At 54.9% G+C, this 12,593-nt stretch carries 13 protein-coding genes; 7 read left to right on the top strand and 6 right to left on the bottom strand.

The genetic code is table 11. The features are described from left to right. Nucleotides 1-62: 62 nt before the first annotated feature. The 3 genes from SERS4_RS0115035 to yebF all read left to right on the top strand — a co-directional run bounded on the left by SERS4_RS0115035 (nucleotide 63) and on the right by yebF (nucleotide 1,164). A complete protein-coding gene (locus SERS4_RS0115035; protein WP_017893104.1) occupies nucleotides 63-386 on the top strand; it encodes a YebG family protein in 324 nt (107 codons plus the stop codon). A gap of 39 nt (nucleotides 387-425) precedes the next feature. Further along, the gene (gene yqfB / locus SERS4_RS0115030) at nucleotides 426-734 is read left to right on the top strand and encodes a N(4)-acetylcytidine aminohydrolase (protein WP_017893103.1); all 309 of its coding nucleotides are present in this window, start codon (nucleotides 426-428) and stop codon (nucleotides 732-734) included. A 70-nt stretch (nucleotides 735-804) separates the two neighbouring features. After that, nucleotides 805-1,164 (top strand): protein YebF, encoded by a 360-nt coding sequence (gene yebF, locus SERS4_RS0115025; RefSeq protein ID WP_012145525.1) that lies wholly within the window; start codon nucleotides 805-807, stop codon nucleotides 1,162-1,164. 94 nt (nucleotides 1,165-1,258) lie between these two features. On the opposite strand, the gene SERS4_RS0115020 is transcribed toward yebF, so the two are convergent. From SERS4_RS0115020 to mdtH, 5 genes are all read right to left on the bottom strand, one after another. Continuing rightward, the gene (locus SERS4_RS0115020; protein ID WP_012145524.1) at nucleotides 1,259-1,822 is read right to left on the bottom strand and encodes a lipoprotein; all 564 of its coding nucleotides are present in this window, start codon (nucleotides 1,820-1,822) and stop codon (nucleotides 1,259-1,261) included. 138 nt (nucleotides 1,823-1,960) lie between these two features. Then, nucleotides 1,961-3,601 (bottom strand): AarF/ABC1/UbiB kinase family protein, encoded by a 1,641-nt coding sequence (locus SERS4_RS0115015; protein WP_017893101.1) that lies wholly within the window; start codon nucleotides 3,599-3,601, stop codon nucleotides 1,961-1,963. A 28-nt stretch (nucleotides 3,602-3,629) separates the two neighbouring features. Beyond that, entirely contained in the window at nucleotides 3,630-4,277 is a 648-nt protein-coding gene (grxB, locus tag SERS4_RS0115010; RefSeq protein WP_012145522.1) for a glutaredoxin 2, read from the bottom strand. A gap of 129 nt (nucleotides 4,278-4,406) precedes the next feature. Then, nucleotides 4,407-4,655 carry a hypothetical protein gene (locus SERS4_RS0115005; protein ID WP_017893100.1) on the bottom strand — a complete coding sequence of 83 codons (249 nt, stop codon included), beginning with the start codon at nucleotides 4,653-4,655 and terminating at the stop codon, nucleotides 4,407-4,409. 85 nt (nucleotides 4,656-4,740) lie between these two features. Next, the gene (mdtH, locus tag SERS4_RS0115000; protein WP_017893099.1) at nucleotides 4,741-5,946 is read right to left on the bottom strand and encodes a multidrug efflux MFS transporter MdtH; all 1,206 of its coding nucleotides are present in this window, start codon (nucleotides 5,944-5,946) and stop codon (nucleotides 4,741-4,743) included. Between the two features lie 345 nt (nucleotides 5,947-6,291). Between mdtH and rimJ the strand changes: the two genes are divergently transcribed. The 4 genes from rimJ to murJ all read left to right on the top strand — a co-directional run bounded on the left by rimJ (nucleotide 6,292) and on the right by murJ (nucleotide 10,101). Further along, the gene (gene rimJ, locus SERS4_RS0114995) at nucleotides 6,292-6,876 is read left to right on the top strand and encodes a ribosomal protein S5-alanine N-acetyltransferase (protein ID WP_012145519.1); all 585 of its coding nucleotides are present in this window, start codon (nucleotides 6,292-6,294) and stop codon (nucleotides 6,874-6,876) included. A 9-nt stretch (nucleotides 6,877-6,885) separates the two neighbouring features. Beyond that, nucleotides 6,886-7,530, top strand: coding sequence for a YceH family protein (locus SERS4_RS0114990; RefSeq protein WP_017893097.1), 645 nt, complete (start codon nucleotides 6,886-6,888; stop codon nucleotides 7,528-7,530). Continuing rightward, complete coding sequence (locus SERS4_RS0114985) at nucleotides 7,523-8,443, top strand: Gfo/Idh/MocA family protein (protein ID WP_017893096.1); 921 nt, start codon at nucleotides 7,523-7,525, stop codon at nucleotides 8,441-8,443. The genes SERS4_RS0114990 and SERS4_RS0114985 overlap by 8 nt, the downstream gene beginning before the upstream one ends. A 122-nt stretch (nucleotides 8,444-8,565) precedes the next feature. Beyond that, the gene (murJ, locus tag SERS4_RS0114980) at nucleotides 8,566-10,101 is read left to right on the top strand and encodes a murein biosynthesis integral membrane protein MurJ (protein ID WP_012145516.1); all 1,536 of its coding nucleotides are present in this window, start codon (nucleotides 8,566-8,568) and stop codon (nucleotides 10,099-10,101) included. 225 nt (nucleotides 10,102-10,326) lie between these two features. On the opposite strand, the gene argS is transcribed toward murJ, so the two are convergent. Further along, nucleotides 10,327-12,057: an arginine--tRNA ligase gene (gene argS, locus SERS4_RS0114975; protein WP_017893095.1), complete on the bottom strand. Its 1,731-nt coding sequence runs from the start codon at nucleotides 12,055-12,057 to the stop codon at nucleotides 10,327-10,329. Nucleotides 12,058-12,593: the final 536 nt, after the last annotated feature.

The raw sequence follows: 12,593 nt of genomic DNA, 5'->3' as shown, positions 1-12,593 counted from the left end.
CTGCGTAAAATCACCTTATACTGTATAAAAATACAGTATTCTAACCTTTGAGGAATGCACACATGGCCGTTGAAGTTAAATATGTGGTGGTGAGAAACGGTGAGGAAAAGATGACTTTCGCAACCAAGAAAGAAGCCGACGCTTACGACAAAATGCTGGATCTGGCAGATAGCCTCGGTGAATGGCTGCAGCAGTCACCCCTGACCCTGGATGATGAGCAGCGTGAAGGGCTGAGCTTCTTCCTGGCGGAGAATAAAGACGTGCTGGGGCAAATTCTGCGCGGCGCTGGGCCGACAGAAGCGCCTAAGAAATCCGCCAAAGTGAAAACGGAAAAACCTGTCGCTACCACTAAAGAGGGATCTGCGTCAGAAAAGCAGGCAGCATAATGACTTATGTTGCGGCAATGTGATGAAAAAGGATCTAGAATGAGCCGTGAAATAACTTTCTTCAGCCGCTTTGAGCAAGATATTTTGGCCGGGCGCAAGACCATTACCATTCGGGATGCCAGTGAATCCCACTTTCAACCCGGTGAGGTATTGCGCGTTAGCCGCAATGAAGACAACGTCTTTTTCTGCCAGATTGAAGTGCTGTCAGTCACGCCGGTGCGCCTGGACGGGTTAACCGAGCAGCATGCCCGGCAGGAAAACATGTCGCTCAGCGAACTGAAGCAGGTGATCAAGGAAATCTATCCGGGGCTGGATGAGCTGTTTGTCATCACCTTCGCCAAACGCTGATCTGTCGCCAGACCAGTTGTGAGCCAAGGGCCAATGCCTGCGGATAGCGTTAATCACAACTGGAGGGAATATGAAAACAACGGGACTGAGTTTGGCGGTAGCGCTGTTGGCCATGGCGGGGTTAACCACCTCGGTGCAGGCACAGGAGCAACGTAGCGCCAAAGTCGCGCAATGCGCGGGTCTGCAACCGGCAGACGTTGCCGCTCAGGTGAAACGCGATTTTCTGCAAAACCGTATCACACGCTGGGAATCGGATAAAAAACTGCTGGGCACGGCCACCCCGATCGCCTGGATCAGCCCGGAAGCCATTACCGGTAAAGATGCCGTCTGGCAGGTCCCTTTGACGGTTCGCGGTACCAAACAGGATAAAACCTATCACGTGATCCTGGACTGTAACGCCGGTAAGATTACCTACAGCGAACCACAGTAATTACATAAATTTCAGGCGGTGTTGCGTATAGCTTGCCCAACTGAAAAAACTCAGCCCGCCTAATCAGCGGGCTTTTTGTTTTAAACCGTCGGCCTTAGTCGGTGAACGGGATCACTAATTCACCCGGTTTCACTTCCAGTCCTTTCGCCAGTTTCTTGGCCATCGCCTCGGTTTTACTGTTATCCGGGTTCAGCACGTAGGCCGGCTTTTGGTCAAAGTAGGATTTCAGCGACTGGTTCAGGTAAGGCGTCAGCGCCTTCATCACCGTCTGCATTTTCTCTGGCTGCACGCTATAGTCGGTCAATTCCATATCCTTCAGGAATACCGCGCCTTGCTCGCGGTCATAGACCGGCTGTGCCTTCAGCGTCAGCTTCAGATCCGCTGTCTGCGGGCCAAGGATCGAGGTAATGTTCACTTTCGCATCGCCGGAAAGGGTGACCTTGCCAGGTTCACTGCGGCCGATTTGGCTCTGCAACTGCGTCAGCACGATATTGGCGTCCAGTAATCCCGGCACGCCGATCTGCTTCTGGTAATCGTTATGCTTTTGCAGGTAGTCGTTCACTTCCTGCTCGCTAAGTGTGTATTGGGTCAGTTGGTTGCAGCCGACCAATGCGCCAACAAATGCCAGGGCTGCCACACCCATTAGGATCTTTTTCATAAGTACTCACGTGTTGGGGGCGTAGCTATCTGCCCCGATTGACATGGCCGCAGTATACCGCGACCCTTCCAGAACATGGGATAATATTGATAATGCGCGGAAAACTTGTCATGACCTATCGGATAACGCCGAAACTGTTCAGCGCCGCAAACGCAATGCCAGCAATAATACTCCCCCCAGACAGGCTAACCCGCCCAGTGCCGGAAACAGCGGAATGCCCCACAACCGCACCGAGGATTGCATCAGATAGGGCGCCAGGCCCAGCGTGAAGGCGGCGGTCACTATGGCAATGGCCAGCGTGACGGCAGCACGTTCCAGCGCCTTGCTTAACTGACTGATGTTCTTGAGGTTGATATCGGCGCTGATTTGCCCGCGTTTTAGTCGGCGCATCAGCAGACGCAGGGTCTGCGGAAGTTCTTCGCCCGCATCCAGCGCTTCACCGCCTAGCGCCAGCATCCGCCGACGCACAGCCTCAGGGGTGTAACGCTGCAGCATCACCTGTTGCAGCATGGGTTTCAGGGTGGCAATAATGTCGAAATTGGGATCCAACCGGTGCAACACGCCGTCTGCGGTGATTAACGCCTTGAACAGCAACACCAGATCCGGTGGCAGCGCCAACTGATGTTCACGCGCCATCACCAGCAGATCGGTCAATGCCTTACCCAGCGTCAGGGTTGCCGAAGCCTGCTTATCGAGAAAGTTTTGCGCCGCCAGTTCCAAATCCAGCAGATCCAAAGGATCGCTGTCCGACCAGGCGATCAAGGTATTGACGATACCGCCGGACTCCCGCTCGGCAATCGCCTGCAGCAACAGCAGTAACTGATTACGCCGCCGTTCGGAAAGTTGGCCGACCATACCGAAATCGATAAAGCCGACGCGATTATCCGCCAGCGCCATCAGATTACCCGGGTGCGGATCGGCGTGATAAAGCCGGTGCTCCAGCACCATTTTCATAAAGGCCTGTGCGCCGCGCTGTGCGAGAAGTGGGCCATCAAAACCGGCGGTTGCCAATTGCTGTGGATTTTCCGGCGCGATGCCGGGCAGAAACTCCTGCACCAGCAGGCGTTTTGACGACCATTGCCAGTAAATTTTCGGTATTACTACCTCGGGCTGTTGAGCAAATTGCTGAGCCACCCGTTCACAGTTATTGCCTTCGTGAGTCAGGTCCAGCTCATGATTAAGCGCGGTTGCCAGCGCTCGTACCATCTGACGCGGCCGGTAGCGGGCCAGCGCCGGGCTTTGTTGTTCCACGGTTTCTGCCAGATAGGCCAGCAGGCGCAAATCGGCGTGAATGGTTTTTGCCAGCCCAGGGCGTAATACCTTGATCACCACGGCTTCACCGCTGTGCAAACGGGCGCGATAAATCTGTGCCATCGATGCGGCGGCCAGTGGGGCTTGATCAAACTCGGCGAACAGGTGGTGTGGGTCACCGCCCAAATCGGCGGTAATCTGCGGTGCCAGTTCGCTCCAGGCCAGGGTTGTCGCCTGGCTGTGCAGGCGATCCAGTTCGTCGGTCCAGCTTGAGTCCAACAGGTCTGAGCGGGTAGCCAGGATCTGGCCGAATTTAACAAAGGTTGGCCCCAGCGCTTCCAGTGCGGCACGCAAGCGTTGTGGCAAGGTTTGGTTATCTTGCGTTTCACCGCCGCCTTCACCGCCGCTTAGCAGGGTGCTCAGGCCCAGCAGGCGAATGACATCCTGCAGGCCGTAGCGGATCAGCACCGCGGATATTTCTTTCAGCCTCGCCCGATCGCGGGCGGTAACCAGCACCATTTTCAACATTTGCGCGCTATATCCTTATTGCGGAGGATCACTGTTCCATATCGAACAGCAGTGGAATATCACTGCGCTGTGCCATCCGGTTACGATAGGCTTCAATGTTATCCGGCAGCGTAAGCCCGGCGACGATCGACAGCGAACGCAGCAGTGGGAACAGGTGAATATCGTCTTCCGACAGGGTACCGTTCACGGCATCAGGGGCGGCTATCAGCCCGGAAAGCACCTGGAGATCGGCTTCCAGTTGTGCGATCAGATCGGCGCTGTCGGCAAGGTGTGTGGAGAAGTCACCGATTGAAGCCTGCTTTTTGTCGGTAAAATACTGGCGCGCTGCTGCTGTGGCGAACTCTTCGAAATCCGCGTTGGCGAAGCGTGGCAGCAGCAAATTGAGGCTGTAGCTACCAACCCGTTGTAGCCATTCGGCGATCGCCGGGTTGGTTTTACCGGTCAGCAGGGGGTTACCGTCGAGTTGGTCGACGTAATGCACGATATCCATGCTTTCCGGCAGGTAACTGCCGTCGTCTTTTTGCAGAATGGGGGCCATTTTCTTGCCAATCATGCCGATCGGCGTCGCTTCATCATCGTTGAGCAGAGTGACCAGGCGGACGGGCAGATTTTTCAGGCCAAAAATCATACGGGCTTTAACGCAGAATGGGCAATGATCGTAGATAAACAGTTTCATGCTTGCTCCGGTTGTCAGGTTTTAACAGCAATAGTTATCACAGCATACTGAGGCTGTCGCGAAGAGTTCTTGTTGGAAGGTGCGTTATTGTTGAATGGCCCGCGCAAAGTACGCGGGCCAAAGCAGGCGTTATTTTTTGGTTGGAACGGAATTGATCACTTCTATCAGGTGGATACGCGCCTCTTCCAGATCGATTTTATCCCGTTCGTTGCTGGCGTTGACTATCTGCAACTGTTTGATGATGTCGCTCTTCAGGCTGGCATCTCCAGCAATGATATGGGCCAGTGCTTTTTCTACCAGAGTTGAGCGCGCGTACAGCATGCGCAGGTTCAGTACCATGTGCTCCAGTAACTGCGGTAATTTTGATTCATCGGTCATCGCCAACTTCTCCTGTTTATGTTTTTACTATCAGGATAGCAGCTATGGGAAATTCGGCTGATTTTCTGGCAACTTAGAGAAAAAATTAGCCGCCGGGGGCAACTGCCGGTGCGCTGCTGCGCGGGTTGAACTGCCAGTAAAGTGCAAACAGGGTAATAAAGCCTACGATACCCAGCAGTATCCACGGCAGTTCCGGCATGTTCAGCGAGTGGCCGGTGTCGTACATCCAGCCGCCACCGGTGTAACCCAGTGCGCCGCCCAATGCCAGCCCCAGGCGGCTGAACCCCATGTAACTGCCGCGTGCGCGGGGATCGGCCAGCGAGGCGCTGAGGGTTTCACGCGCCGGTTCGGCGATGATGGAACCGAGATAGAAACAGCAGATCAGGGTAAAGACGCCCTGCAGGCTGGTTGCCAGCCCAACCGGCATCAGGCTGAGGGTCATCAGCAGCAGGCCGGCCATCAAGCGTTGCTCCAGCCGAAAACGTTTTTCGCTCCAGCGAGCCAGTGGATACAGCAGTGACAGCGACAGCGCGGCTTCGATGGCATACATCCATTTTACCGCCGTGGGTGAACCGGCGATTTCATTGACCACGATCGGCAGCATCAGCATCACCTGTACCGACAGCATGTAGTAGCCGGTCAGCGTCAGCACGTAGGTCAGGAAGCGGCGGTCGCGCAGTACGCGCATCATGCCTTCCTTCATTGGGGTGCGGACGGTAGAAATACGGTATGCCGGCAGCAGCCAGGCGTTCCAACCCGCGGCCAACACGAAAATGCCCGCGCCGACCCAGCAAACGAAGTGGAAATCATATTGCAGCAGCCAACTGCCGATCAGGGCGCCAATCACCGCCCCGGCACTGTCCTGCATCATTAACAGAGAGTAAAAACGGCCGCGCTCATGCGGACGGGTGAGCTTAATCACCAGCGCGGTGCGCGGTGGGTCAAACAAGGTGCCACCGAGGGCGGAAAGGGCGCAGGAGAACCACAGCAGCCAGGGCTGATCGGCCATTGCCATGGTGGCGAAACCGGCCGCGCGCATCAGCATGCCAGTGACAATCATCGGTTTGGCACCAAATCGGTCGGCGATTGCTCCGCCAAAAATGCCCAATCCCTGTTGGATTAATTGCCGTAAACCCAGTGCGGCACCGACCACCACGGCCGCCCAGCCAAGCTGATCGACAAAGCGAATCGAAATAAGTGGAAAGACTACAAAAAAGCCTAAAACCACTAACAGGTTATCGAGTAATAGAAAATACTTACCCAAGCTCCGAGCTTGCGATACCAGAGACATGCTTCACCACGAGCAATTAAGGGGGAGAGGAGTGCGACCGCTCTAGTTTGTACCCATTCCCGGATTGCCGATAGGGGCGAGGAAGATAATATTTTTTTATCGTCAATACGTTACCTGCACGGCAAAACAGCACGAAAATAGCCGTAAAATGGTTAATCGCTTATTTACTGAGCTGCCGGGATTTTACCTCCGGGGCAGGCTACGGTTATATTAAATGAGGGTAAGTGCGGTTCTGCGCCGCTGTTTAAAAAATAATGGCCCAGGATAGGTTCGTCGCAGGATGAATATCCAGACATGCGCCCAATAAATACTTCTTATCGAACCGTTCTGACCGCGGGGGAAATGATGTTTGGCTATCGCTCTGCATCACCAAAAGTACGCCTCACCACCGACCGGCTGGTTGTCCGTTTAGTTCATGAACGCGATGCCTACCGGCTGGCGGAATACTATGCCGAAAACCGAGCCTTTCTTAAGCCCTGGGAACCGGTCCGGGATGAAAGCCATTGTTATCCTTCCGGCTGGCAGGCACGGCTGGGGATGATTACCGAAATGCAAAAGCAGGGCAGCGCCTACTATTTTATCCTGCTCGATCCGGAAGAACATGAAGTGCAGGGCGTGGCGAACTTCAGCAATGTGCTGCGCGGTTCTTTCCATGCCTGTTTCCTCGGTTATTCATTGGCCGAAAAATGGCAGGGGCAAGGGCTGATGTATGAAGCGCTGCAGTCCGCAATCCGCTATATGCTGCGTCAGCAGCGAATGCATCGCATTATGGCCAACTATATGCCGCACAATCAGCGCAGCGGCGCGTTGTTGACCCGCCTGGGATTTGAACGTGAAGGTTATGCCAAGGACTATCTGCTGATCGACGGGCAGTGGCAGGATCACGTACTGACGGCATTAACCAATAAAGAATGGCTACCGCCACGCTGAGGCCAGAAAATGAAATATGAATTAAGCGCTAAAGAAGCCAGGGTGATTGGCTGCCTGCTGGAAAAGCAGGTCACTACCCCGGACCAGTATCCCCTTTCTCTCAATGGCATCCAGCTTGCCTGCAACCAGAAAACCAACCGCGAGCCGGTGATGGAACTGACGGAAAGCGAAGTGCAGCAAATTCTCGACCTGTTGCTAAAGAAACATTTTCTGCGCACCCTCAGCGGCTTCGGCAATCGAGTGGTCAAATATGAGCACCGCTTCTGTAATTCGGAGTTCGGTCAGCTAAAACTGTCTGCTGCCGAGGTAGCGGTGGTTGCCACCCTGTTGCTTCGTGGCGCGCAAACCCCCGGTGAACTGCGCACCCGCACCAACCGCATGCATGAGTTCAATGATGTCAGCGAAGTCGAGCAGGTGCTGACGAATCTGAGCGCCCGTGAGGATGGGCCTTTTGTGGTGCGTTTGGCGCGTGAGCCAGGCAAGCGTGAAAGCCGATTTATGCATTTGTTCTGCGGCCAGATTGACGAGGCACCGGCAGAAGCCGCATTGGAAAATGACACTGAATTGAGCCAGCGCGTGAGCGTATTGGAAAACGAAGTCGCGCAGCTTAAACAACAACTGCAGGCGTTATTGGAGCGGGGGACGCATGACTAAATTACGCGTTGGCGTCGTGGGGTTGGGCGGCATTGCGCAAAAAGCCTATTTGCCGATCCTCAGTCAGGCGGCGGACTGGACGCTGGTCGGCGGTTTTTCTCCTAACCAGCAAAAGGCGCAGCCGATTTGCGACAGCTATCGGATGGCCTGTTTTTCGGGGCTGGATACTTTGGCTCAGCAATGCGATGCCGTTTTCGTCCACAGCAGTACCGCCAGCCATTTTCAGGTGATCGGCGAATTACTGCGCTACGGCGTTCACGTCTATGTCGACAAGCCGTTGGCGGAGACGGTTGAACAAGGCGAGCAGTTAATCGCGCTGGCTGAAAAGCAGGGCAAAACGCTGATGGTGGGTTTTAACCGTCGCTTTGCGCCGTTATATCGTCAGTTGAAGCAACAGATGCAGCAACCGGCATCGATTCGCATGGACAAACACCGCGCCGACAGCGTCGGGCCAAACAGCCTGCGCTTTACCCTGCTGGACGATTATCTGCATGTGGTGGATACCGCGCTGTGGCTGGGCGGCGATGAGGGGAAATTACTCAGCGGTAGCCTGCGAGCCACGGCGGCCGGTGAGTTGATGTATGCCGAGCATCATTTTGAGTGCGGCGAAACGCTGGTGACGACCAGTATGCATCGCCGGGCCGGCAGCCAGCGCGAAAGCGTGCAGGCAGTCACCGACGGCGCGGTCTATCAGCTGAGCGATATGCGCCAGTGGCTGCGAGAAGACTCACAAGGCGTGCTGGAGCAACCGACGCCAGGCTGGCAGACCACCCTGGCACAGCGCGGTTTTGACGGTGCAATCCGCCATTTCCTTGCTTGTGTCAGCAACCAGACGGTGCCGGAAACCGCCGGAGAGCAGGCAATTGCTGCTCAAAGGGTGATTGAAAAACTGCTGCGCGATGCCGGTTTATAAGGTAACTCCATGTAACATATGGCGGTAGCTATTCTGCCGTGGATGGGTAAACTTAGCCGATAGTTTTACTGACGCCTGCTGATGCAGGCGTCGACATTTACAGGGCACATCAGAAAAACCACATGAACCTACTAAAATCGTTGGCCGCCGTCAGCTCTATGACGATGTTTTCGCGGGTGCTGGGCTTTGCCCGTGACGCTATCGTGGCGCGGGTGTTTGGCGCCGGAATGGCAACAGATGCCTTTTTCGTGGCGTTCAAACTGCCTAACCTGCTGCGGCGTATTTTTGCCGAGGGCGCATTTTCTCAAGCCTTTGTGCCGATCCTGGCCGAATATAAAAGCCAGCAGGGTGAAGAGGCGACGCGTACCTTTATCTCCTACGTTTCTGGTCTGTTAACGCTGATACTAGCGTTGGTCACGGTGTTGGGGATGCTGGCCGCCCCCTGGGTTATCTATATTACCGCACCGGGTTTTGCCGATTCGCCGGACAAGTTTGCTCTGACGTCGTCGCTGCTCCGCGTGACCTTTCCCTACATTCTGCTGATTTCGCTGGCCTCGCTGGTCGGCTCGATCCTCAATACCTGGAACCGTTTTTCAATCCCGGCGTTCGCGCCGACGCTGCTAAACGTCAGCATGATCGGTTTTGCGCTGTTTGCCGCGCCTTACTTCAATCCACCGGTGATGGCGCTGGCCTGGGCGGTGGTGGTCGGTGGGGTACTGCAACTGGGTTATCAACTGCCGCATTTGAAGAAGATTGGCATGCTGGTGCTGCCGCGCATCAAACTTGGTGATGCCGGCGTATGGCGCGTGATGCGTCAGATGGGGCCGGCGATTTTTGGCGTTTCGGTTAGCCAGATTTCACTGATTATCAATACCATTTTCGCCTCGTTTCTGGTCTCGGGATCGGTTTCCTGGATGTACTATGCCGACCGTCTGATGGAGTTCCCTTCCGGGGTGTTGGGTGTGGCATTGGGCACCATTTTGTTGCCGTCGCTGGCAAAAAGTTTCTCCAGCGGTAACCACGACGAATATTCCCGACTGATGGACTGGGGGCTGCGTCTGTGCTTCCTGCTGGCGCTGCCGAGTGCTATCGCACTGGGGATCCTGGCCAAGCCGTTGACCGTTTCGTTGTTCCAGTATGGCAAGTTCAGTGCCTTTGATGCCGCCATGACTCAGCGTGCGCTGGTGGCCTATTCGGTCGGGCTGATGGGGTTGATCGTGGTGAAGGTGTTGGCGCCAGGGTTCTATTCGCGTCAGGACATTAAAACACCGGTTAAAATTGCCATTATCACGCTGATTTTGACCCAGGTGATGAACCTGATGTTTATCGGCCCGCTGAAACATGCCGGACTTTCGCTGTCGATTGGTCTCGGGGCCTGCCTTAACGCTTCGCTGTTGTACTGGCAGTTGCGTAAGCAGAAGATTTTCCACCCGCAGCCGGGTTGGGCGATGTTCCTGACCAAGCTGGTGATTGCGGTGATGGTGATGTCGGTGGTGCTGGTCGGTGTGATGTGGCTAATGCCTGCCTGGGATCAGGGCAATATGCTGGAGCGCCTGCTACGACTGGCGGTCGTGGTGGTCACCGGCGTGGTGGCTTACTTTGGCGTATTGGCTGGATTGGGCTTCCGGCCACGCGACTTTGCACGCCGGGTGGCATAAACGGATATTGCCGTTGCCAAAGCATAAATAAGGGTCGCCGTGGCGACCCTTGAGTTTGATGACAACGTTGTCTTTGAATCCGAGATACTCGGGCCTAGCGCACCGAGGGGCACTCCGGCGGGCAAGCCGCTACGACCCCTTCGGCACTCTCTCCCTAATAACGGGCTTTGTCAGTCGTCTGAAGGGTCGCCGTGGCGACCCTTTTTCGTATTCAACCCCGAGAGGTTACATACGTTCGACGGTTTCGATGCCCAGCGTGTCCAGACCGGCCTTCAACGTTTTGGCGGTCAACAGTGACAGTTTCAGGCGGCTCTGACGCGCTTCTTCGCTGTCTGCATTGAGGATCTGGCAGTGCTCGTAGAAGCCGGAGAACAGGCCCGCGAGGTCATACAGGTAGCTACACATCACGTGTGGGGTGCCTTCGCGCGCTACTGTGGTGATCACTTCTTCAAACTGCAGCAGACGGGTTGCCAGGGTGATTTCACGCTCTTCGGTCATCACCAGTGGCAGGGTCAGGTTGCTTTCATCGACACCGGCGCGTTTGAACACCGAGGCAACGCGGGTATAGGCATACTGCATATAAGGTGCGGTATTGCCTTCAAACGCCAGCATGTTATCCCAGTCGAAGATGTAATCGGTAGTCCGGCTTTTTGACAGGTCGGCGTATTTCACCGCACCGATGCCAACGGCATTGGCCAGGCTTTGCATTTCTTCTGCCGGCATATCCGGGTTTTTCTCGGCGATCAGTTTACCGGCGCGATCCACCGCTTCATCCAGCAGATCGGACAGTTTCACCGTGCCGCCTGAGCGGGTTTTGAACGGCTTGCCGTCTTTACCCAGCATCATGCCGAACATGTGGTGTTCCAGCGACAGCGAGTCCGGGATATAGCCGGCCTTACGCACGATGGTCCAGGCTTGCATCAGGTGCTGGTGCTGACGCGAGTCGATGTAATACAGCACACGATCGGCGCCCAGCGTTTCATAACGGTATTTGGCACAGGCAATATCGGTAGTGGTGTACAGGTAGCCACCATCCTTTTTCTGGATGATGACGCCCATCGGCTCGCCGTCTTTATTCTTGTATTCATCGAGGAATACCACGGTGGCGCCTTCGCTTTCCACCGCCAGACCCTTGGCCTTGAGATCGGCAACAATCCCCGGCAGCATCGCGTTGTACAGGCTTTCACCCATCACGTCGTCTTCGGTCAGGGTGACGTTCAGACGGTTATAGGTCAGCTGGTTTTGTGCCATGGTAATGTCGACCAGCTTGCGCCACATCTTCAGACAGTACTGGTCGCCGCCTTGCAACTTCACCACATAGGCGCGAGCGCGCTCGGCAAAATCGGCGTCTTCGTCATAGTGTTTCTTCGCTTCGCGGTAGAACTGTTCCAGGTCGGACAGACCCATATCGCTGGCGTTCTCGTTCTGCATTTTTTCCAGATAGGCGATTAACATGCCGAACTGGGTGCCCCAGTCGCCAACGTGGTTAGCGCGGATCACCTTGTGGCCCAGGAACTCCTGGGTACGTGCGGCGGCGTCACCGATAATGGTGGATCGCAGGTGGCCGACGTGCATTTCTTTCGCCACGTTGGGGGCAGAGTAGTCAATAACGATGGTCTGTTGCTTGACCGGCGCAATATCCAGTTTTGGCGCGCTCAGCACGCGATCGGCTTGCTGGGCAACCCATTGGCTGTTCAGGAAAATATTGATAAAGCCGGGGCCGGCGATTTCCACTTTGCTGGCGACGTCGCCGAGGTCAAGCAGTTGCACCACTTTTTCCGCCAGCTGGCGCGGCGGCATGCCGAGTTTTTTGGCGACGGACATCACGCCATTGGCCTGATAATCACCGAACTGCGCTTTTGCTGATTGACGGACCTGTGCTTCGCAATCGGCTGGCGCGCCTGCGGCAATCAGCGCCTGGCTGACTTTATCTGAAAGAAGAACCTGAATATTCACCGGGTTACCTTAATGACGAACGAGGGGCCGTATGCCATGCCCCTGCGGGATTCAAAGGTGGTTTTTTTGGCTGCGCGTCAAGACGGCGGCCCACCACAAAACAGCCTGTAATTGTAACTGATTTGATGGGGTACGTCAGCAGTTGGCGCGGGAGGATTAGGTGAAAGTCTTGGTTCATTAATGCCCGCCTGCAATGAGTTGCGGTGGCAGAGTGAACGGCATACGAGAAAAACATGGATGGGATAAAATGGAATCAGCAGAACTAGTGCTTTTTGTTTCGGCGGCCGGCATCCAGCGTGTTATTGCGACGTGATTTAAAATGACGATATATCGCATAGGCAGCAATAACTACCAATAGCAAAGAAACTATTAAAAGGAACATAAGTGATTATCTCTGACTCAATTTTCACTAAAGTAGCTCAATTGATATTTCCAAGCAATTACCGTACTCGTGTTTAGGAAGATTCTCATACTTGGTTTATTGCAAAGTCTTTAGTTAACAGGTTGTTACTGTTTGTTTTTGTATGGGGATTCAT

It is taken from the genome of Serratia sp. S4 (assembly GCF_000347995.1).
GTDB lineage: Bacteria > Pseudomonadota > Gammaproteobacteria > Enterobacterales > Enterobacteriaceae > Serratia > Serratia quinivorans.
Note: the sequence above shows the minus strand (reverse complement) of the source record. Positions and strands in the feature narration are given on the sequence as shown.